Source organism: Paenibacillus piscarius, assembly GCF_022234545.1.
Classification (GTDB): domain Bacteria; phylum Bacillota; class Bacilli; order Paenibacillales; family Paenibacillaceae; genus Paenibacillus_AQ; species Paenibacillus_AQ piscarius.
In genome coordinates this window covers 166,029-188,109 of the sequence record NZ_JAIEUI010000013.1, presented here as the reverse complement: position 1 = coordinate 188,109, position 22,081 = coordinate 166,029, and the positions used below count along the sequence as shown (strand labels likewise).

At 53.8% G+C, this 22,081-nt stretch carries 21 protein-coding genes; 3 read left to right on the top strand and 18 right to left on the bottom strand.

The genetic code is table 11. The annotated features are described in order from the left end of the window. Window positions 1–121 precede the first annotated feature (121 nt). The 3 genes from dnaK to hrcA all read right to left on the bottom strand — a co-directional run bounded on the left by dnaK (window position 122) and on the right by hrcA (window position 3,755). Complete coding sequence (gene dnaK, locus K1558_RS20435) at window positions 122–1,969, bottom strand: molecular chaperone DnaK (protein WP_238653506.1); 1,848 nt, start codon at window positions 1,967–1,969, stop codon at window positions 122–124. Between the two features lie 114 nt (window positions 1,970–2,083). Then, window positions 2,084–2,674: a nucleotide exchange factor GrpE gene (grpE, locus tag K1558_RS20430; RefSeq protein WP_420800453.1), complete on the bottom strand. Its 591-nt coding sequence runs from the start codon at window positions 2,672–2,674 to the stop codon at window positions 2,084–2,086. A gap of 49 nt (window positions 2,675–2,723) precedes the next feature. Continuing rightward, window positions 2,724–3,755: a heat-inducible transcriptional repressor HrcA gene (hrcA, locus tag K1558_RS20425; protein WP_238653504.1), complete on the bottom strand. Its 1,032-nt coding sequence runs from the start codon at window positions 3,753–3,755 to the stop codon at window positions 2,724–2,726. Window positions 3,756–4,126: 371 nt separating this feature from the next. Between hrcA and K1558_RS20420 the strand changes: the two genes are divergently transcribed. Next, complete coding sequence (locus K1558_RS20420) at window positions 4,127–4,678, top strand: hypothetical protein (protein ID WP_238653503.1); 552 nt, start codon at window positions 4,127–4,129, stop codon at window positions 4,676–4,678. A 118-nt stretch (window positions 4,679–4,796) separates the two neighbouring features. Here the strand turns inward: K1558_RS20420 and K1558_RS20415 are convergent, their stop codons facing one another. The 6 genes from K1558_RS20415 to gpr all read right to left on the bottom strand — a co-directional run bounded on the left by K1558_RS20415 (window position 4,797) and on the right by gpr (window position 11,753). Further along, window positions 4,797–5,306 (bottom strand): N-acetyltransferase, encoded by a 510-nt coding sequence (locus K1558_RS20415; RefSeq protein WP_338019720.1) that lies wholly within the window; start codon window positions 5,304–5,306, stop codon window positions 4,797–4,799. Between the two features lie 73 nt (window positions 5,307–5,379). Further along, entirely contained in the window at window positions 5,380–6,552 is a 1,173-nt protein-coding gene (gene hemW / locus K1558_RS20410; RefSeq protein ID WP_238653502.1) for a radical SAM family heme chaperone HemW, read from the bottom strand. 127 nt (window positions 6,553–6,679) lie between these two features. Continuing rightward, complete coding sequence (gene lepA / locus K1558_RS20405) at window positions 6,680–8,491, bottom strand: translation elongation factor 4 (RefSeq protein ID WP_238653501.1); 1,812 nt, start codon at window positions 8,489–8,491, stop codon at window positions 6,680–6,682. Between the two features lie 138 nt (window positions 8,492–8,629). After that, window positions 8,630–9,142 (bottom strand): hypothetical protein, encoded by a 513-nt coding sequence (locus tag K1558_RS20400; RefSeq protein WP_238653500.1) that lies wholly within the window; start codon window positions 9,140–9,142, stop codon window positions 8,630–8,632. A gap of 30 nt (window positions 9,143–9,172) precedes the next feature. Then, entirely contained in the window at window positions 9,173–10,549 is a 1,377-nt protein-coding gene (locus K1558_RS20395; protein ID WP_238653499.1) for a stage II sporulation protein P, read from the bottom strand. 193 nt (window positions 10,550–10,742) lie between these two features. Beyond that, on the bottom strand, window positions 10,743–11,753 hold the full coding sequence (gene gpr / locus K1558_RS20390) for a GPR endopeptidase (RefSeq protein WP_238653498.1): 1,011 nt from the start codon (window positions 11,751–11,753) through the stop codon (window positions 10,743–10,745). Window positions 11,754–11,933: 180 nt separating this feature from the next. Between gpr and rpsT the strand changes: the two genes are divergently transcribed. After that, entirely contained in the window at window positions 11,934–12,206 is a 273-nt protein-coding gene (gene rpsT / locus K1558_RS20385; RefSeq protein ID WP_238653497.1) for a 30S ribosomal protein S20, read from the top strand. 158 nt (window positions 12,207–12,364) lie between these two features. Here rpsT and holA read toward each other — a convergent pair whose 3' ends face one another. The 5 genes from holA to K1558_RS20360 form a co-directional block, all read right to left on the bottom strand. Next, window positions 12,365–13,384: a DNA polymerase III subunit delta gene (gene holA / locus K1558_RS20380; protein WP_238653496.1), complete on the bottom strand. Its 1,020-nt coding sequence runs from the start codon at window positions 13,382–13,384 to the stop codon at window positions 12,365–12,367. 287 nt (window positions 13,385–13,671) lie between these two features. Next, a complete protein-coding gene (locus K1558_RS20375; RefSeq protein WP_238653495.1) occupies window positions 13,672–14,934 on the bottom strand; it encodes a zf-HC2 domain-containing protein in 1,263 nt (420 codons plus the stop codon). Beyond that, complete coding sequence (locus tag K1558_RS20370; RefSeq protein WP_238653494.1) at window positions 14,931–15,482, bottom strand: RNA polymerase sigma factor; 552 nt, start codon at window positions 15,480–15,482, stop codon at window positions 14,931–14,933. Before K1558_RS20370 ends, K1558_RS20375 begins: the two co-directional genes overlap by 4 nt. 193 nt (window positions 15,483–15,675) lie before the next feature. Then, entirely contained in the window at window positions 15,676–15,936 is a 261-nt protein-coding gene (locus tag K1558_RS20365) for a hypothetical protein (RefSeq protein ID WP_238653493.1), read from the bottom strand. 614 nt (window positions 15,937–16,550) lie between these two features. Beyond that, entirely contained in the window at window positions 16,551–17,192 is a 642-nt protein-coding gene (locus tag K1558_RS20360; protein WP_238653492.1) for a bifunctional 2-keto-4-hydroxyglutarate aldolase/2-keto-3-deoxy-6-phosphogluconate aldolase, read from the bottom strand. A 352-nt stretch (window positions 17,193–17,544) separates the two neighbouring features. Between K1558_RS20360 and K1558_RS20355 the strand changes: the two genes are divergently transcribed. Continuing rightward, a complete protein-coding gene (locus tag K1558_RS20355) occupies window positions 17,545–18,504 on the top strand; it encodes a sugar kinase (protein ID WP_238653491.1) in 960 nt (319 codons plus the stop codon). 361 nt (window positions 18,505–18,865) lie between these two features. Here the strand turns inward: K1558_RS20355 and K1558_RS20350 are convergent, their stop codons facing one another. The 4 genes from K1558_RS20350 to K1558_RS20335 all read right to left on the bottom strand — a co-directional run bounded on the left by K1558_RS20350 (window position 18,866) and on the right by K1558_RS20335 (window position 21,973). After that, window positions 18,866–19,891 (bottom strand): LacI family DNA-binding transcriptional regulator, encoded by a 1,026-nt coding sequence (locus K1558_RS20350; protein ID WP_238653490.1) that lies wholly within the window; start codon window positions 19,889–19,891, stop codon window positions 18,866–18,868. Between the two features lie 48 nt (window positions 19,892–19,939). Next, a complete protein-coding gene (locus K1558_RS20345; RefSeq protein ID WP_238653489.1) occupies window positions 19,940–20,134 on the bottom strand; it encodes a hypothetical protein in 195 nt (64 codons plus the stop codon). A 133-nt stretch (window positions 20,135–20,267) separates the two neighbouring features. After that, window positions 20,268–21,440 (bottom strand): hypothetical protein, encoded by a 1,173-nt coding sequence (locus K1558_RS20340; protein WP_238653488.1) that lies wholly within the window; start codon window positions 21,438–21,440, stop codon window positions 20,268–20,270. Next, window positions 21,437–21,973 (bottom strand): RNA polymerase sigma factor, encoded by a 537-nt coding sequence (locus tag K1558_RS20335; protein ID WP_238653487.1) that lies wholly within the window; start codon window positions 21,971–21,973, stop codon window positions 21,437–21,439. Before K1558_RS20335 ends, K1558_RS20340 begins: the two co-directional genes overlap by 4 nt. Window positions 21,974–22,081: the final 108 nt, after the last annotated feature.

Genomic DNA, 22,081 nt, shown 5'->3' with positions numbered 1-22,081 from the left:
GTGCATCGTCAATTCTTCCCCACTACACATAAATATCCTTACATTTTAAAAGGAAAGCCAAAACACGGGATGCCCCGGTCTTGACCTTCCCTCTCAACTCAACAGGACTTATCGTCTAAGGTTACCCTTGATTCTTCTCATCGTCAACTACTTCATAATCGGCATCTACCACGTTGTCTTTCTTGGCGTTGCCGTCAGCAGCACCCTGGCCTGCTTCAGCGCCCTGCTGTTCCTGCGCAGCCTGCTCATACAGCTTCACAGACAGCTGCTGTACGATCTCGTTCAGCGCTTCTGTAGCGGCATTGATCTCTTCCAGATTGTCTGTTTCCAGAGCAGCCTTCACCTTGTCCTTAGCTGCATTGGCCTTGTCGATCTCAGAAGCATCTACCTTGTCGCCCAGGTCTTTGATGACTTTGTCTGTGGAGTAGACAAGCTGGTCCGCACCGTTCTTCGCTTCTACCAGCTCTTTACGCTTGCGGTCTTCCTCAGCGTGCAGCTCGGCATCCTTCATCATCTGTTCCACCTCAGCGTCGCTCAGGCCGCTGGAGGAAGTGATCGTGATCTTCTGGCTCTTGTTCGTGCCTTTGTCTGTAGCAGAGACATTTACGATACCGTTAGCATCGATGTCAAAAGTAACCTCGATCTGCGGTACACCGCGTGGTGCCGGCGGAATCTCATTCAGCATGAAGCGTCCCAGCGTCTTGTTGCCGTTCGCCATCTGGCGCTCACCCTGCAATACGTGAATTTCCACGCTTGGCTGGTTGTCGGCGAAGGTCGAGAATACCTGCGATTTGCTTGTAGGAATCGTAGTGTTGCGCTCGATCATCTTCGTGAATACGCCGCCTGCAGTTTCGATACCGAGGGACAGTGGAGTAACGTCCAGGAGCACAACGTCCTTCACATCACCAGTCAGTACGCCGGCTTGAACGGCAGCACCCAGGGCTACTACTTCGTCCGGGTTCACGCCTTTGTGCGGCTCTTTGCCGGTAAGCTTCTTGATGGCATCCTGTACAGCCGGGATACGGGTAGAACCGCCCACCAGTACGATTTTGTCCAGATCAGCAGGCGTCATGCCGGCATCGCTCAGCGCTTGACGGGTAGGTCCCAGTGTACGCTCTACGAGGCTGGCAGTCAGCTCGTCGAACTTGGCACGGGTCAGGTTAATTTCCAAGTGCTGAGGCACGCCGTCAACTACTGTAATGAACGGAAGCGATACCGTAGTGGTCAGTACGCCGGACAGCTCTTTCTTGGCTTTCTCGGCAGCATCCTTCAGACGTTGTACAGCCGCTTTGTCCTTGCTGAGGTCAATGCCCTGCTCCTTCTTGAATTCAGCCACCAGATAATCCATTACCAGCTGGTCGAAGTCGTCACCGCCCAGTCGGTTATCCCCGCTGGTCGCTTTAACTTCAAAGAAGCCGTCGCCCAGTTCAAGGATGGATACGTCGAAGGTACCGCCGCCAAGGTCATAGACCAGGATCGTCTGATCCTCGGATTTCTCCAGACCGTAAGCCAGGGCAGCTGCCGTAGGCTCATTGACAATACGCAGCACTTCAAGGCCCGCAATCTTGCCGGCATCCTTGGTAGCCTGACGCTGGCTGTCATTGAAGTAAGCCGGAACGGTGATAACGGCCTGGGTTACAGGCTGGCCCAGATAAGCTTCCGCGTCGGATTTCAGCTTCTGGAGAATCATCGCCGAGATTTCCTGTGCAGAATAATCCTTGCCGTCAATACTCTCTTTGTGGTTCGTACCCATGTGACGCTTGATCGAAGCGATGGTACGGTCCGGGTTCGTAATCGCCTGGCGTTTTGCGGTTTCGCCGACGATGCGCTCGCCGTCCTTCTTGAAGCCTACAACCGAAGGGGTTGTACGCGCGCCTTCCGGATTCGGGATAACGACGGCTTCGCCGCCTTCCATAACAGCAACGCAAGAGTTCGTTGTTCCTAAGTCAATACCGATAACTTTACTCACAGTAATGTGCCTCCTCAGAGATAGTGTGAAGCCCGGGGCTTCAGCCATTTATAGAAATAGTGTGTCCTTATTCCGCATGGTTTGCCCGTTAATTTGATCTTATATAGAACAGAACTACATGCTGACTTTGACCATGGCCGGACGAAGAACCTTATCCTTCAGGAGATAGCCCTTCTGGACCTCCTCCGTCACGATACCTTCCTCGTGCTCCTCGCTCTCCACCTGCATGATCGCCTGATGATATTCAGGGTTAAAAGGCTGTCCTACCGCTTCCATCGCTGTCAGCCCTTCATTCTTAAGCACACCCTCCAGCTGACGGAAAATCATATTCACGCCCTTGATGAATGCCTCGGCATCCACACCTGCGGAAGGGGTAGCCAGTGCGCGTTCAAAGTTATCCAGCACCGGGAGCAATTCTGTAACGAGCTTTGCGGTCGCATATTGCGCCAGCTCTTCCTTCTCCTTCTGGGTACGGCGGCGGAAGTTATCATAATCAGCCTGCACACGCAAGGTGCGCGCCTGATGCTCATCTGCCAGCTCCTGCAGCTTCTTAAGCTCCTCCCCATGATCTGAAGCCGCCTCGCCAGCCTCTTCAGCCGTCAATGAGCCGCTGTCTGTAACAGCTTCAGCCTCTTCGGCTGCCTGGTTCTCATTCATAGAGGAGTCTTGCTGTGCATTCATGTCCTGAACCTCTTCCTCTTTCAAGTTGTCTTCACCTCCCTCTCAACATTCACACAAATCAATTACACTCTGTTCACTTATACCAGTGCGCCAGCATCGCTGTCAAATCCCGGGAGAGAATCCCCAGAATCCCCATGACGCGCGCATACTCCATCCGGGTCGGGCCGAGGATGCCGATGCTTCCCAGCGGCTTCCCGTCCAGAGAGTAGGTAGCGGTAATCAGACTGCAGTTCGCAAAGGCTTCATGCTTATTCTCTGTACCGATGCGTACCTGCATTCCGTTCCCGCCTGCAGCAGGATTCAGCATTTCAAGCAGGGTTGGCGTCTCCTCGAGCAGATCCAGAATATTCTTCACCTTGTCGACGTCCTTGAACTCCGGCTGGGTCAGCATATTCGTAGCTCCGCTTAAGTAGATGCGCTGTTCACCGTCACTCTCCAGCGCTTTGTCCAGCACCTGCATTAATTCTTCATAGTGGGAGATGTGGCGCTGCATTTCTTCGCCCAGCTCGGAATAGAGCTGACTCTTCAGCTTGTAGAGCGGTACATTCACCAGCTTGCTGTTGAGCAGATTAACGACCTTCTCCATCTCGGAGAGCGAGATCTCCGGCGGAAGCGTGACCGTTCTGTTCTCGACCTGCCCGGTGCTTGTAACGATAATTGCCACAGCGGTGTTGTTATCGAGCGGCAGCAGCTGGAAATGGCGCAATGAAGTATGAAAAACCTCCGGTCCCAGAAGGATGGAAGTATAATTCGTCATATTGGACAGAATCATTGCCGCGTGTTGGATAACCTGCTCTGTAGCATTCAGCTTCTCGGCGAAAAAAGCGCGGATCGTGCCAAGCTCAGCCATTTCAGCGGAATTCCACGGTACCAGATGATCCACATAATAGCGGTAGCCTTTATGGGACGGGATTCTCCCTGCCGAAGTGTGGGGCTGCTCCAGATAACCCAGCTCCTCCAGATCGGCCATTTCGTTGCGGATCGTGGCTGGACTGAAGCCTACGTCCCCGCGTTTCGAGATACTGCGTGAGCCGACAGGCTCAGCGGAAGAAATATAGTCATCTACAATAGCATTCAGTATCATTCTCTGGCGTTCAGTTAACATGTTATCCCTCCTGCCCGGCTGTGGCTCCGATTCGTTAGCACTCTAACGAGATGAGTGCTAACCACTAATACAAAAATACCAAACCCACCTCAGCATTGTCAAGTGAGTTCAGCATCTTGATTGCGCCTATTTCCGCCAAATCCAATATTCTGATGAGGAAACCGCAACCATTCCTTCCTGTCAACGTCAGAGAGACAAGAGGTGATGAAATGCGCCCTATAAAATCATGGATATGCGCAATCTCGGCAATGTTTCTGACTGCACTAATGATAACCGGCTGTTCAGGTAGGGCCGCGCAGAATAACTGCAATTTTGCAACCGTTGATTATGTATCCCTCCTGCAATGGGATGGCATCCTGTACGGTGATACTATGGACAGTGATAACGGCAGTCTAACTAAAGGACCTGCGATCGGCAAGATCTCCTACAGCAAATTCGAGCATCAGTGCCCGCGCGACGAAATGCAGGATGGCGATGCAACGATTCTCAAGACCGGCACACCGCTCTATGCGGTAGAAGGCTACAAGACCTCTGCACGAATCTGGGCGGGAGACAGGCTCTATATGGCGTCAACGAATCCTTCGGCCAGGACTATCAACGATCTGATGGATATTGAAGGCAAAATTCAGACCGTCCGGTTCATCAGCGGCAATGACGGCTCAGAGCTGATGGACTTCACCCCGGAGGCCAATGCCGTCTTCATCCGGGAATTCCCCAAGCTGAAGTACATCCCCTTTCAGGAGCTGTACAAGGAGACCAAGGGCTGGGTCGGTGATAATTACTGGATGGAGCTTGCGATGACAGATGGTTCGACCATTAGAATTACCTATAATATCTTGTCCCCTTCTTTTCAAACCGCTTATGTCACTCCTGAGCTGGCCGAGCTGATCGAGCAGCAGCGCAAGCTGATTTATGCCAAATGACCTGACTGCTGCAAGCTCCTGTGATCTGCAAAAAACCACTGTCCTTCTGGAGCATCAGCTCCGGGACGGACAGTGGTTTCTTATTATATGGTCTACCGGAAGGCCACGGCCGCCGGATTTAGTCCAGTCTCTTCAGCACTGCGATCTCATCGCAGGCATGCTGCTTCTTGCAGTTCACACAATCGGTCCACACCTTCTCAGGGAAAATCTCCTTCTCCACCACGGCGAAGCCGTTCTTAAGGAAGAAGTCTGTGGCATAGGTTAGAGCCATGATCTTCGGAATTCTCTGACGTCTGGCTTCTTCCACCAGCTTCTCCAGAATCATCGTTCCTACCCCCTTGCCCTTGCCTTCCTCACGCAGACCGATGGAGCGTACCTCCACCAGATCATTCCCGAGTCTGAACAAGGAGCCGCAGCCGACGAAGGTCCCGCCGATCTCGGCGATGACGAACTGGTCGATCTGGCGCGTCAGTGCTTGCCTGGAACGGGGCAGCATAATCCCCTGCTGTGCATATTCTTCTATCATTTGATACAGCGGCTCTACATCCTCCACTGTAGCATTTCTGCATATGACTTGCTGATCTCCCGCAGGAGAGGATTGGCGGTACTGATCCGTTTTGACAAGCACTTGACTCACCCCTTGCTGTTAATACGAATAAATATACAACAGAGTGAATTACAATTCAAGGGGTATTTCAAAATTAAACCTCTGTCAAAACACCGACAAATTCACCAAAAACATCGTTGCCAAACAGGATTCCCTGCTTGCTCAGGCGATAGGTGTCCCCGGCCTGCTCCAGCAGTCCGGCGGCAAGCATTTTATGCAGCGGCGCCTCAAAAATCTCCTCCAGCGGCTTCCCGAATTGGGAGCGGAAGGCTGTGCCTGATACCCCTTCCCGCATGCGCAGCCCGACCATCATGAAATCCTCCATTGCCTCCTGCTCGGAGACCGGGAAGCTGTCCAGACGCGGCAGCCCGCTGCGCGAAGCCTCGATATACGGATTCACGCCCTTGATATTCATATGCCGCTGCCGGCCGACATAACCGTGCGCGCCTGCACCCAGACCATAATAATCCTCGTTGCGCCAATATGTGATATTGTGGCGGCTCTCCATTCCCGGCTTCGCAAAGTTGCTGATCTCATATTGCGTATACCCCGCAGCTTCCATAGCAGACATCAGCAGCAGATACATCGCCAGCTCATCCTCTTCATTTGGCAGCGGCAGCTTGTTCTTGTTGAACAGGGTGTGGAACAGCGTGTTCTCCTCTACCTTCAGACTGTAGATTGAATAATGCGGCAGCCCCAGCTCCAGCGCCTTGGCCACGCTCTCTCTGAGCATATCCACCGTCTGGTTCGGCAGCCCGAACATCAGATCCACCGACAGGTTATTCAGCCCCACCGCGCGGGCATTCTCCAGACTGCGGTATACATCATCCACATTATGAATCCGGCCGATACCGCTCAGCAGCTCGTTCTGGAACGCCTGAACCCCGAAGCTGACCCGGTTGACCCCGCCTTCCTTCATGACTCTAAGCTTGTCGATATCCGTAGTGCCGGGATTGGCTTCCATAGAGAATTCAATCTGCTCATCCCAATGCGGGAAATGCCTTCTGACCGAATCCAGGAAATACGCCATCTCGTCCGGCTTCAATACAGTAGGTGTGCCCCCGCCGACAAAGATCGTCTTGATCACCCCTGGAGGCGTCTTCTTCACGGTCTCCTCCATCTCCCGGTCAAGCGCATAGAGATACTCCATCACCGGCTGATCCTTCAGCACATAAGAATTGAAGTCACAGTAGAAGCATTTATTCGTACAGAACGGGATATGGATATAGACCGCCTCAGGGGGACGGCCATTTCTTGCAGTGTTCATAGCGGTCTCCTTTGCTCTTGTTAATATACAGATAATCTGATTGTAAAATGAAGCCGCAAAAGGGAAGCCCTCCGGCTTCCCTTCCAGGTCTATCCCAGCAGCAAGCCCTCACCGGAGCTATGCGCTGCTACTCAATCTGAAGCACAGCCATGAACGCTTCCTGCGGCACCTCAACGCTGCCGACCTGCTTCATGCGCTTCTTCCCTTCCTTCTGCTTCTCCAGCAGCTTCCGCTTACGCGAGATATCGCCGCCGTAGCATTTGGCGAGCACGTTCTTGCGCATCGCCTTAACCGTCTCACGCGCTACAATCTTCGTGCCGACCGAAGCCTGAATCGGCACCTCGAACATCTGGCGCGGGATAATGCCGCGCAGCTTCTCACAGATAATCCGTCCGCGGTTATAGGCGCGGTCGCGGTGCACGATGAAGGACAGGGCATCCACCTGCTCATTATTCAGCAGGATATCCATCTTCACCAGGTTCGACTGGCGGTAACCGGAGATTTCATAATCGTAGGAGGCATAGCCCTTGGTTCCTGACTTCAGCTGATCGAAGAAGTCATAGACGATCTCAGACAGCGGAATCTCATACGTGATGGTGACCCGGGTGGTGTCCAGATACTCCATATTCACGAACTCGCCGCGCTTGCTCTGGCAGAGCTCCATGACCGTTCCCACGAAATCGTTAGGGACAATAATGGCTGCCTTAACATACGGCTCTTCCACATAGTCAATCGTACCGACCTCCGGGTAATGCGACGGGTTGTCAATCTGAATCGTCTCTCCGTTGGTCAGCTTGATGCGGTAAATAACGCTCGGTGCGGTTGTGATCAGCGGCAGATTGAACTCGCGCTCGATCCGCTCCTGAATAATCTCCATGTGCAGCAGTCCCAGGAAGCCGCAGCGGAAGCCGAAGCCCAGCGCGCTGGAGCTCTCCGGCTCGAAGCTAAGTGAAGCATCATTCAGCTGAAGCTTCTCCAGCGCTTCTCTAAGATCGTTATAATCGGAGGTCTCAATCGGATAGAGACCGCAGTAGACCATCGGATTAATCCGGCGGTAGCCCGGCAGCGGTTCAGGCGTCGGGTTCTTCGCATCGGTCACCGTATCCCCGACCCGCGTATCGCCCACATGCTTGATCCCGGCAACAATGAAGCCGACATCGCCGATATTCAGCTCAGGGACGCTAGTCATGCGCGGCATGAAGGCTCCGACCTCGATAACCTCAAAGGTCTTGTCAGTTGCCATCATCCGGATCTTGGACCCGGCGCGGATACTGCCGTCAATGACGCGGACATAGACGATAACGCCCTTATAAGGATCGTAATGGGAGTCGAAGATCAGCGCCTTCAGCGGCTCCTCCGCACTGCCTGTCGGCGGCGGTACCTGCTTGACCACCTGCTCCAGAATCTCCTTGATGCCGATACCCGCCTTGGCCGAAGCCATCACCGCATCGCTGGCATCCAGCCCGATGACATCCTCAATCTCCTGCTTCACCCGCTCAGGATCTGCATTGGGCAGGTCGATCTTGTTAAGCACCGGAAGAATCTCCAGATTGTTGTCGAGCGCCAGATACACGTTAGCCAGCGTCTGGGCCTCAATCCCCTGCGCGGCATCCACCACCAGCAGAGCGCCCTCACAGGCCGCAAGGCTTCGGGAGACCTCATAAGTGAAGTCGACATGCCCCGGTGTATCAATCAGATTCAGATAATATTCCTGCCCGTCATCGGCACGGTACGTCAGACGTACAGCCTGAAGCTTAATGGTGATCCCGCGTTCGCGCTCCAGATCCATCTGGTCAAGGACCTGCTCCTGCATTTCACGCGTGGTCAGTGCACCTGTATATTCCAGAATACGGTCAGCCAGTGTCGATTTGCCATGGTCTATATGTGCAATAATCGAGAAATTGCGGATTTGTTGTTGTCGTTTCTGAACGTCAGTCATTCCTTACCCCCACAGACAGCCTAATGTTAATCCATTTATTATAACAGTACGGGCTCCGCCCAGCAATCCCGCCAGTGCGCAGGACATACAAAAAAAGCCGGAATCGTCCAATGCGGACGACCGGCCGGCTTCCCCGCCTTACTCCTCCGAGGAATCAAACAGCGACACCACCCAGCGGATGCCCTTCTGCGATGCCTGCTGAAGCAGGCCAGCTGTCTTATCCGCCAGCACATCGACCGTCGGCTTCTGCTCCTCCGGTATCAGGATCTGCTCAGGGCTGAGGGTGGAGGTGTTCTCCTCCTTCACCTCCTGCTGCGGAAGGCTGCCGTTCCCCGAAGCCTGTCCGTTCCCGCCGGCAGGCTGCTGCCCAGGCAGCACGGTATAGGCTCCGGTGGCCGGATCAATCACGACCGGTACGTAGATATAAGCCTGTCCGTTCCGGGCAGTGTCTGCCGATGGCGCCGCAGCGGTTCCGCTTGGTAAGCTCTGACCAGCCGGACGCTGACCGGTGGCTGCAGTGGTTCCGGCAGGCACCGTCCAGTCCGGCAGCATGCCGGAGACCCCCGAGCCTCCTCCGAGCTGGAGGCCAGCCAGCAGGCCGATGCCTGCCCATACGCCGAACATTACCATTTTTTTGCCGAACCGGGTCATATGCTCCACTCCTTTTTAATGAAAGTCTGTTCATGAGGCCCCGCCTGACGAGGTCTTCGCACCGTTACCACCGGGCTTGGCCACATCCTGCCGGATCTCTTCGCGCTGCGGCGCCGCTGCCTTCTCTGCATCCCTGCTGGTCCAATACACATCGGCAATCGCATCCGCCAGAATATCCGCCGTCCGCTTCAGCTCATCGGCGCTGTTGTCGATACCGCCAACCTCGATCAGCACACTGTTCGGAGATAAAGTCTGGTTATATTCCCCATTATTCCCGTTTCCCGAAGATTTCCCCCAGATTCCGCGTGAAATTCCCGGATAATTTTTCTCCAGCAGCTGGTGGATTTTATTGGCGAAGGCTTCGTTTTGCTTCCAGTTTTTATTCGCATGGCCCAAAATGAAGTACACCTGGGCGTAGTTTTTCCCGTTAATCGTTGCCGTTGTCTTGCCGTGCCGCTGGGAATCGCGGTGAATATCAATCAGCTCGCTCATCTGCTGGTTGGCGGCCATAGCCGACTTCACCGTCATACGCGAATATTTATAGGAGAAGTTCCAGTTATAGTCCGGCACCGCTGTGGCATAATCCTCCTGGGCATGAACCGTGCCGATCCCGCGCGCTTCGAGTCTCTTGGCAATATAGGAGCCGACCAGCATCACATTCTTGGAAGGGACAGCCGAGCTCGGATTATCACTCTGTGCGCCCAGCAGCGGATTATAAGCTTCACGGGGATGGGAATGATAGATGAGAATACGCTTGATAGAGGTATCTCCTGTCCCGTTCTCGGCATCACCGCTGCCGGAGTAGCCTTCATCCGGAACTTGTCCGGCCGGGTCCGGGGCAGGCGAGGCTTCAGGCTGCTGGACCTCTCCGCCCGGCTGGTCTGTGCCGCCCGGTGTATCCGGCCCGTCTCCCGGACCGGCAGCCGTCCCCGGATCCTGACCATCTGCCAGCTCATCGACGCCGGGATGATAATCGGCAGGCGCTCCTGCTGTTCCGCCCGAGCCCTCCCGCAGCAGGAAGGGATCATCTGCGGCCAGCCCCGGCATCTCGCGCGAGACCAGGCTCTTCGGGTCACCCGGGTCAACGCTTGTCAGCAGCCGGAAGACGAAGGAGGTTACCTTGTCCCCCGAGAAGGCCGATGGCTCGTCCCCCTTGGGGAGATGGGGAACCTCCATCCCCAGCAGCTCCATGAAGAATCCGCTGGAGAGCGAGGCAGCCAGGCCCTTCATTGAGGGAATGGGTGAAGAATTCAGCTTCTGGCCGGCAAGGCCGCCGGTTCCAAGCAGGATGAACAGCACCAGTGAACCTCCGGCCAGCAGCAGCATCGTCCTTCCCAGCGACAGAATATCCATCAGCCGTCCGCGCAGCCGCCCAATATTCCACAGCTGAAACCATTTTCTGTTCATGATTGTTATAGCCTCCTCTAAGCCCTCAGTAATCTCTTATACTCCAAATCTATGAGAGCGGGAGGGATGCTAGAACCACAGAATGAGAGAGAGAGGGAACATGAAGAGGGTTGCGGAGTACAAGCGTACACGAAGAAGCCCGCAACCGGCTCTGCGTATTGCAGGCGGTGCGGGCCAATTGATTAGAGACAGTTCAGTGCGTATAAGCTCCGACATTGCCGGGATCAACAGCTTCATGCAATGCGGCATTAAGCCCGCTGGCTACGATGTTGGCGATCTCCTCAATGAACTCATCGATCTCCTTGGGCGTAACAATCAGGTCATGGCCGAGCGGCTCAAGCACTTCCTTCACCAGGGCCAGCCGCTCCTGCTCGCTGATATCATCGAGGAGCCCCATAATCTCTTTGGTATGGGCTCCGCCGCCTTCCATTTGCCCGAAATGATGCTTCATCATCTCCAGCACATTGTTGACGATGGTCGAAGCATAGCAGACGGTCGGAACGCCGATCGCGATGCAGGGAACGCCCAGCACCTCCTTGGTCAGCCCTCTGCGCTTGTTCCCGATGCCCGACCCCGGATGGATACCAATATCGGCAATCTGAATCGTAGTATTGATGCGTTCCAGTGAACGGGAGGCCAGGGCATCAATCGCTATAATGACATCAGGGCTCGTGCGGTCGACAATCCCCTGCACCACTTCACTGGATTCAATCCCTGTCAGGCCGAGCACGCCGGGCGCGATGGCACTTACATTCCGGTAGCCGGGAGAGACCTGCTCAGGCACCAGCTCATAGAACTGCCGGGTAATCAGTGAATTCTCTACAACCAGCGGCCCCAGCGAGTCCGGCGTCACATTCCAGTTGCCAAGTCCGACAATCAGCACTTTTGAATTGCGGTCGATTCCGATCTGATCAAGGAAGTGTTCAAATTCACGGGCGAACACGATGGAGACCTTCTGCTGCAGGCCGGTGTCTCCGCCGCGCAGCGCAGGCACCTCCAGGGTCACATAATTGCCGATGGCCCGCCCGATGGCCTGGGAGCCCGCCTGGTCAGTCACCGCCAGTCTGGTTACCTTAATGCCGTCCGCTTCTTCCACCTCCTCATTGACGCCGGGAATCGGTGCATCCGACCTCCCTTGCGCCATTTCCTTAGCTTCCACCGCCAGATCTGTACGTACTGAATACAGCTGAAGATCCAGTTCCATGTTTAGTTCAGCCTCCTTTTGCATATTGCTGATAGTGTGCGGGAGAAAGCTTCGGTTTATACAGAGGGGCGGGAGGGAATTCCGAAGCTTTTAGTATTGCATTTTACCACCCTTCATGCTAAACTATTTTAAGTTGTGAATCATTTGTGATTTCCGAATGTCTTTCAGGAGGTGAATGCAATGCCAAATATCAAATCCGCGGTAAAACGCGTCAAGACGATCGAGAAACGCCGTGCACTTAACGCTTCCCAGAAGTCAGCGCTTCGTACAGCTGTGAAAGCTGCTGATGTAGCAGTGACAGGTACAGAAGTGGAAACTGCTCAGGCTGCTTTCCAAGCGGCTTCCAAGAAGCTGGACAAGGCTGTAACCAAAGGCCTGGTTCATAAAAATGCGGCTGCCCGCAAAAAATCCCGCTTGGCGAAGAAATTGAACGCTCTCAAGGCTCAAGCCTAAGCCAAGGGCGACAATCATAACGAGCATATGAAGAACCTGACCGCTATGCTGCATACGGTTAGGTTTTTTTATGTTTACACACAACTTAAAGAGCCTGTCCATCTGCAGACCCAAGCGGATGGACAGGCTCTTTGCGCTGCTCCTGCAGAAGTTCCGGCTCAGGCCCCAAGCCGCAGCATGAACAGCTCCAGCCCCAGCACCTTGTCGACCGCGCCGGTCTTCATCTGATAATCCAGATCGGCGAGGCGGCTCAGGATCTGACGCAGCTGCGGGCTGCCGAACTTGCGGGCCTGCTCTCCGGCCAGCTTAACCGCATATGGGTGCAGTCCGAGCTGGGAGGCAATCTGCCCCTGCGAATAGCTAAGCGCGGACAGGTCCTTGACCTGCAGTATGATTCTGAACTGCCGGGCAATCAGCGCGGCGATCTTGATCGGCTCTTCACGCTGCTTCAGCAGCTCATAGAGCGTATTCAGCGCCTTGTCCAGGCGCAGGTTCGCGATATCCTCCACCAGTGTGAAGATATTCTGCTCGGTGCCGCGGTGGACCAGACTCTCCACGGCGGCCGTATTGACCTCCCCGCCTGCTCCGGCGAACAGGCACAGCTTGTCGATCTCCGCTGACAGCCCCTGAAGCCCGGTGCCGGCGCTTCCGATCAGCGCCTCAGCGGTTCCCGGCGCCAGCGAACAGCCGCGCTCCCGGAAGCCCTTCTCCACCCAGCGAACCAGCTCCTCCGCCCCCAGCGGATTGAAGGCCAGCACCGTACCGGCGGCTTTCACGCTTTTGACGATTTTTTTGCGTTCATCCAGTTTGTCGCCGTTCACCAGGAATACAATCACACTGAACTCAGCCGGGTGCTGCATATAGGCCGCCAGCATCTCCACATTGTGTTCAATCTTGGCCTTGTCCTTCCCGGCTGTGAACACGGACGCATCCCGCACCACCAGCAGCTTGCGCTCGGCCATGAACGGAACCGTCTCCGCCTCTTCAACTACAGCCTGAACCGGCGTCTCTGACAGGTCGAAGGGGATCACTGCGAAATCACGGTCTTCGCCGGGGATCAGCTGTTCCTCCAGCATGGCCGCGAATTCATTCATCCGGAACTTCTCACTGCCGTACAGCACGTACAGTGGAGCGATGTTCCCCTGTTTGATTGCTTTGGCCGCCGTTTTGGCATCCATCCCGCCACTTCCTTTTCTAATTACTTGCCTCATCAGTCTTGAGTCTATCCATTCATCCATTCTAACAAAAAATCACTGGTGAACATAGCCGCCCGGACAGGCAAAAACGGAGCAACCTCGGCAGCCAGGGCCTAAGTTGCTCCGTTTCAGCGGCGCATCTATATAAACGGCGGAGGGAGAAGCTCTAGAAACTTTCCGTTCGCCGGTCATACCGATGATACTCGCAAATCCTGTATCTTCTATCCTCACACCTTAGTATATTCCGCTTCTCCTCAATACGTTCCGGCTTATGGTGATTTATTGGACGTTGCCGCGTCCGGGGTCACCGCCGGGCTGGAGCCGGGAGATACAGAGGGCTCCGCCGGTGAGGTGGAAGGCTCAGAAACCTCCGAAGGGGCCGGTGTTGCCGGCTCTGCCGGAAGCATGTAATCCTGAGTGGCTTCCGTACCATCCGGCAGCGCTGTTACATAAGTGAACTTGCGTCCGTCCTCCGACCACGTCACGGAGATGACGTTCCCCTCTACCAGCAGGGAGGTCAATATGGTCCGCTCTTCCGCCCCTGCTGCGGGTGAACTGTAAATAATGAGCTGCTGGCCGGACTGCTCAGCTGAATAATGTCCGTCCGGAGAGGCCCAGGCATTTCCGGCGCCCGCAGCCATCAGGCCACTGGCTTTTCTATCTCCAGCAGGCTGATCTCCCGCAATCCGCTCATCTGGAGGCTGGTCCGCCGCTGAGAACTCCTGAACAGGTGCGCTTGGCGCTGCACTCTTGTCATTCAAGACTTTACGGTCCCCCTTGCCGCCGCTCTTGCCGCTCTCCGGCTGAGGCGTAGCGCTGCGCTTGTCAGGCCGCGGTGCTGGCGTCACTACAGGGGCCTTGCCCGGGACAGTACCAGCGTCCGTTGCAGGCGCCTGATCCGCAGTTGGCGGTTGGTCCGCACTCTTGACCGAAACCGGCGGTGTAGCCTGAAGCTCCTCACCTGCACCATCCTCCGCCGGCGCCTGCTTCATGAAGGAGACATCTCCGCCGTCTGTCTGTCCTGCCCCCGGAGCTGCACTATTCGAATTCCCTGAGTTGCTGTTGGCCATCTCTGTGGCTGCACCACTTGCAGAAGTCTGAACAGCCATATCCATATCCGCATTCGGCATACTCTCCGGCTTGTTGAATAACGCGAACAGCAGAATCACCGCTGCCGCTGCCGCGCCGATGCCTGTCCGTGTCGCCAGTGAAGAGCCTCGCGGCTTCTTGCTGCGGGTATTTGACCGGGTAAAGGGAACTACCTTGGGATCTTCTTTTAATGGTACAACCGGCACTTCCGGGACACCCTGGTCCAACTGCTCCAGCCGGGGAAGGATAGAATCAACCAGACTGAAGGGCGGCTTCACATCCGGCAGCTGCTCCAGCTGCTGGGAGAGCATCGTCAACCGGTCAAAGACTTCCGCGCAGGCAGGGCAATCATCAATATGACGGAACATTTCCAGTATTTCTTCCTGACTGAGATCATGATCCAAATAGCGGTGCATCCATTCCATCACCTCCGCGCAGTTCATCCTGACACACCACCTTTCTGATACTCCTGAAGTCTGTTCTGCAGCTGCTGCCTCGCCCGGAACAGGTACGATTTCACCGTGTTCAGCGGCAGATCGAGACAGTCTGCAATCTCGTTGTAAGAGAAGTCCTGTAGATAGCGGAGCACAACCACGGTCCTGTGATGCTCTGGAAGCTGGTCGATGGCCTCGCGGATATCCTCCGCCAGATAACCGGACATTACTTCGCGCTCTACATTATGTTTGTTATCCTGGAACACCATTTCGTGTTCATCGATAGAAACGGTAGGCTTCGTTCTCCTGAATTTGTCAATACAAATATTAGTTACTATCCGTTGAACCCATGTTTTGAACTGAGCCTTCTCCTCATAGGAGCCGATCTTGGTATACACCCGGATCAGCGCTTCCTGGGAGGCATCCAGAGCATCCTGTTCATTATGCAGGATATAGAAGGCTGTCTTATATACATGTCCTTCAATTTCGCGCAATAGGGTGATTAGAGCGTCGCGATCGCCCGCTTGAGCGGCTCTGATGAGTCCCTGCTCCACCACGAAGGTTCCCCCTCTCTATGCAATCTTACTGACGTGCAAGACTGCGGATTTGTTGCAAGCCTATAATGGTTATTTTTGAATATTTGAACAATCCTTAATAAGCATACAGGGGATGCTGCAATCATTCAAATACTCTTTTAACCAAAGTGGTTACAGAAATGACATGAACAGCAGCCTGCCCCGCATGCTCCGTTCAGGAAATTGACGGCTGCTGAAGCCGGTAGAATGTAGCTCCACACACCAGCAGAACCGCATAATTCTCCCGGAAATCATCATCAAGCACATATACTTCCCCCTGCACAAAAAGTTGCGGATGATTATAGTTACGGTACAGCTTATAGACAGCTCCCGCTGTCACCCTGCAACCCGGCACTGTGGTTCTGATCCTCACATAGTCAGCTTCATCCATCAGCAGTACCGGGTACAGCTCGCCGTGAATCTTCTCGCCAGGCATGGCATCACCTTTCACATAAGCGTCTGAACACAGGCAGGCGCCTAAAGTAATCTACCTATTATAAGTAATGCCCTGACCGGCTGATCACGAACCGCTACGATAAACTCACCCTGCGGGTGGAGGACTCCAGTGTGCCTGCGCCGCCGTAAATGTGATCGGTTTTTCGATTACATTCGGCCTACGCACCTGCGCCATCACAAATGTGATCGGTTTTTTGATTACATTTGGCCTACGCACCTACACCATCACAAATGTGATCGGTTTTTCGATTACATTCGGCCCACGTGCCTGCCACCACCGCAAATGTGATCGGTTTTTCGATTACATTCGGCCCATGCACCTGCACCATCCAAATGTGATCGGTTTTTCGATTACATTTGGCCCACGTGCCTGCCACCACCGCAAATGTGATCGGTTTTTCGATTACATTCGGCCCACGTGCCAGCGCCACCGCCCATCACGTTCGTTTTTTGCCAAACTATTTCCCGCATCACAAAAAATGCCTTGCCCCAAAGAGGCAAGACATTTCCGCTATATATTGTACTTATAAGTTGGCAATATCATGAGGTTAGTGTCCCAGACCTAGCTGTCGGCTCACACAGTCACGCTCACCGCTACCCAGCTTGAATCTCCTTGAACTTCGCTACATACTGCGCCGCCAGCTCCGTGATCTGATCATAGCGGCCTTCCTTTGCCGGTGCGGTCAGGTTGCCGCCGATACCAACAGCGATGCAACCGTTCTTGATCCATTTCTCCATATTGTTCAGATCCACGCCGCCGGTAGGCATAATGTTCACATGCGGCATCGGGCCCTTTACAGCCTTAACGTAATCAGGTCCGAACGCGCTGCCCGGGAACAGCTTCAGCACATCCACGCCCAGCTTCAGTGCTTCCTTCATTTCATTTAATGTCATGCAGCCCGGCATATAAGGAATGCCGTAGAGATTACACATCTTGGCAGTCTCTTCCTCAAAAGACGGGCTAACCACAAACTCCGAACCCGCCAGAATCGCAATTCTTGCCGTAAGCGGGTCAAGCACCGTACCGGCACCAATTACGGCGCGGCCTCCATATTCGGCAACAAGGCGCTTAATCGCAACATCGGCCCCCGGAGTGGTAAAAGTCACTTCAATATTGTTCAATCCCCCATTGATGCAAGCCACTGACATCGCATAGGCGTCATCGGCATTGTCCGCACGGATTACGGCTACTACACCAACAGCTGTGATGTTCTGCAATACTTTAATTTTCTTCATGTAAGAACTTCCTCTCTGAAATATATTTCAATAGAATATTTATTTAGATAAACTATTTTATCTATTTTACTAACATCAGGCTTTATGCTTCTAAGAAAATAGTAATAACATTGCCGCAAAGAGTCAATATATATTTACGAAAGCCGCTGGATCGCCTCACAATTTCACTGTAAAAAAGCTTATATAACAACAGTTTATTAACGAATCATCGATAATCGCAGCTCAAATAAGTACACAGAATAAGCGCGTACGTATTGTACAAAACCGTTTTATGTGATAATTTCAACTTACATTCTATCTTCAAGCTTGAAAACGGTTTAATGTTATCTTTAATTTTTAGGAGGAACCATTCATGAATAAACAGTTGGATGCGGTCACATTCGGGGAGCCGATGGCCATGTTCTATGCCAATGAAGTCGGCCCCTTGCCTGAGGTCACTTCATTCTCCAAGGCACTGGCAGGCGCGGAGAGCAATGTAGCCACCGGCTTGTCGCGCCTTAACCACCTTACTGGCTATGTGACCAAGCTCGGTGAAGACAGCTTCGGCCAATTCATCACAGCGGCGCTGAACAAGGAGAAGATTGATACCTCCAGCATCACTACCACCAAAGAATTCTCTACCGGTATGCTGGTCAAGTCCAAGGTGTTGACCGGGGACCCCAAGGTTGAATATTTCCGCCGCAATTCCGCCGCTTCCAAGCTGAGTCTGGCAGACTTCGACGGCGACTACTTCGCTTCGGCCGGCCATCTGCACGTCACCAGCATCTCGGCAGCCTTGTCGGCTTCCTGCCATGAGTTCTCCCTGCATGCCATGAATTTCATGAAGCAGCGCGGCCGGACGGTCTCACTCGACCCGAATCTGCGCCCGACGCTCTGGCCGGATACCGAAACGATGGTCAGCACGATCAATGATCTGGCGGCCCACTGCGACTGGTTCCTGCCCGGGCTCGGCGAAGGCAAGATTCTGACCGGACTCGATACGCCCGAGGAAATCGCCGGATTCTATCTGGAGCGCGGCGTCTCCCTTGTCGTGATCAAGCTCGGGCCTGAAGGAGCATACTACAGGACTTCCACAGGCGAAGAGGGCTATGTGGACGGCTTCAAGGTTGAGGAGGTGGTCGATACCGTCGGCGCCGGAGACGGCTTCGCCGTGGGCGTCATCAGCGCGATGCTGGAGAAGCTCAGCGTAGCCGAAGCCGTGAAGCGCGGCAATGCGATCGGCGCACTGGCGGTGATGTCGCCTGGCGACATGGACGGACTGCCGACCCGCAGCGAGCTGGAAGCATTTATGAGCACGGGTGTTAAGAAATAAACGCTCCACCTCCAAGTGCGAGCTATAACAGAAGCTGCAAAAAGGTGTCCCGAAAGCCGGCTGGCTTGGGACACCTTTTTTGTAAATCATTTTAGAGATAAGTGTATTTTGTGCAGCTAAAAACAGGAAAATGAAAGGCTTTCCTCTTCTAACTGTAGTCTGTACAACTACATTTGCCCGGATGGGCGAAAATCCAGGTTCAGTGGCATTTTAATTGCATGAACTACAACAAAACTGAGATTCGGCGGCACATCCGGCGATTTAATTGTACGGATTGCAATTAAGCCTCGCCCTTGCACCCTAATTGGATCGCACTAAACCCTCAGCAAGCGAGCAGAGCTACTAGTCATACCGCCAGTTGCTATTCCGGCTTAGCCGGAGGCTGCACCGAATCGCCCTGCTGCAGGGAAGGCGGGAATCTGTAGGTGATCGGCATCGCACCCTCCGCTTCGTTAATCAAAGAGAGCATGATCTTCGCCGCCTGCACCCCCATCTCATACGCGGGCTGACGGATCGTCGTAATATCAGGGTTGTAGATACGGGCGAATTCCGCATCGTCAATACCGATTACCGACAGCTGGCCGGGAATCGCAATCGCATTGCGGTTCGCATACTTCAGAATCTCGCCCAGCACCAGATCATTGGCGGCAACCAGCGCTGTCGGCGGCTCGGGAAGCTCCAGCAGTTCATCCAGCGCCGAGGCAATCTCTTCACGCGGAACGCTGCGCATATAGTCATCCCGCAACGGCAGTCCTGCCTCCTCCATCGCCTTCTTGTACCCGCTCATCCGCTCCTTGCGTGGAGTTATTGCGTATGCGCCGAGCGGCAGCGACAGGATGGCAATCGCTTCATGTCCATGGCTGGTCAGCTCGCGGACCGCGGTCTTCACCGCCATCTCATTATCGAGCAGCAGGCTCTGGGTCGTGATCCCGTCGACCAGCCGGTCCATGAACACCAGCGGGTATTCCGCTTCAATTAACCGAGTGTAAGGCCCGGGCTGATCGCCCGCCGGGAATATAATCAGTCCATCCACCTGACGGGCGACCAGGGTCTCCACATAAGTATTCTCTTTATCTGCATCCTCGTCTGAGTTGCAGATGATGACCTGAATGCCGTGGCGCTGCAGCTCCTTCTCGATCGCCCGGATACACTGGATGGACAGCGAGTAATCAATATTGGCTACAATAATACCCACCATATGTGTACGGTTCTGCTTCAGGCTGCGGGCCAGCCCGTTCGGCTGATAGTTCAGCTCATCGATGACCTCGGCAATGCGGTTCCGGGTCGCTTCACTCATATATTTGAACCGTTTATTCAAAAACTGCGAGATCGTGCTCTTCGAGACCCCTGCCTTCCGGGCCACATCCTCAATGGTCAGCTTCTTCATCTATCCCGCTCCGCTCTTCTGCATAGAAAAATTTACTTGTTGATATTATCAAAAAGTATAGCTTTTTTTTAGTAAATTATCTATAGGGAGCTGGGGACGAAAAAGAGAATAAGTGTCGCCAAAGGTGGGAGCATCTGATAGACTAAATGACTTGGCCAGCACAACGGTAACGGACTGAGGGGCGCTTATTTTTCCAAAAACCAGCTTTTCATCAGACTTGCGGACACCAGTGCTCTTATTCACTGAAAATCACCCGAAAAAGACCCTTTCAGAAGACAATAAGGTCCGTAAGAGTAGTTAAATGAGTCAATTTGAAAAAATAAAAGCTTTTCAGTCCGTAAAGTTCAGAGGAAATTGGCGAATCGGAGTATTCTGCTCAATTTTCTATTGAAGATTCATCAATTTTCTCACCGTGTTCCTCATACCACCAGTCGTAGAACCACTGATTGCCTGTTTTCATACCAACCTCTGTACTCCGTTGCTCTCCGTTAACCTCATAATGGACTATGGTCACAAGATCTTTAGAATCAAGGGTAAGCTCACCGTAATGGAGCTTGGAGGGCTTTTCTACATTCTCTGTAGTGATTTTCCCCGACAGGACCTGAGTACTGCCAGTTGCAATGTCATACAGCTTATTATGCTGTGTATAACCGCCTTTTCCATCATCTGTGTAGTAAACTGCCAGCAGCTCTGCTTCGTCGGGATTAACGGCCATAAAGGATCTATAGACCTGATACGATTCCTCTGTCACTGGCAACTCTCGGGGAACAGAAATCTTACCCTCTGATGCCTCTCTGACATCCATTACAAATAGCTTGGCTCTTGACCTTTTTTGATTCTCTCCAATAGTATAGCTGCTGCTGAAAAACAAAAGATAATCTCCCGCTCCGAATAAACTGCCCAGCGACAAATAAGACTGCGCACCTCCGGCGTATAAAGGAAAGACATACAACCGCTTTGCTGAATCCACAGATAGCTCTGAATGACCTTTTGGAGTCAGATAAAGAGCATATGGCTCTGTATTGTGTGTGTATTTGGGCTTGAGATAGTTAACCACCGGCGGAGGAGGCGACCAGACAATCCCGGCGGAAGTCTCAACAGCCATTGCAGCACCCTTATTGCGGTCTAACGGCAGGGGCATATAATACTTAAGCCCGCCTAGTTCAAACTCTGCTGATATCATGTACAGGCCGAGACCTTTCGAAGAACCCGAAGGCGTCGTTGACGGCTGTACCACAGCCGCTCCCGAGCTCTGCCCCAAGACCGCTGCCAGCCTCCCTGCTGGATCAAACCCGGCCCCCGGGCCAAACGGCCAAACCATCACGCTGAACAGCAGCAGCGCAGACAATGCGCCAAGGCCTGCGGCCCGGCCGATCCGGCGGCGTTGTCCTTTTGACTCCTTCGTGCCTGCTGCTGCGGCCTCTTCAATCCGCGCCATAAGCTGCGGCGTGAACCCCGGCCCTGTCAACGGGTTCCGTCCGGCCTGCTTGTACCAGTCGTTCGCTCCGCTCATTACCTTCACCTGCTCATCCTCATGTCTTGTGTTCACAGGTCTTCCTCCTTCATCGCCGTTCTGACTTTCTCTCTGGCCCGCCCGAGGCGGGACTTGACCGTTCCCTGGGCAATGCCGAGCAGCGCGGACAATTCAGCGACCGACAGGTCCTGCTGAATATCCAGCACCAGTACCTCCCTGTACTTGTCCGGCAGCGCCATAATAATCTCCCAGATCCGGTTGGCGTACTGGTTGCCGATGGCCTCTTTCTCCGCAGACAGGGCAGCCCGGGTGTCCTCATGATTGCCCAGCGGAGCGAACCTCCGCCAGAAGCTGTTACGCCTTAAGCTGAATACCGTGTTGCGGGTGATGGTCAGCAGCCAGGTTTTTAGAGTAGCCTGTCCCCGGTACTTGCCGATGCTCTTATAGGCCTTCAGGAACACCTCCTGGCTGATATCGTTCGCCTGCTCCCGGCTGCGGGTCAAGAAAAAAGCATAATTCCATACATCGGTGCCGTACATCTCCATCATCTCACGCAGCGAGACCGGCGAAGCACAGGCCATGCTATAAGGCAGCTCTTTACTCTGCATGTTGCTCTCCCCTCTCACCTAATAAGACTCATACGGACTAAAACGGTTCCCATTTATGTATAATTTACGCGGCTGGCTCTCCAGGCTCATAATCCTTGCTCAAAGTGA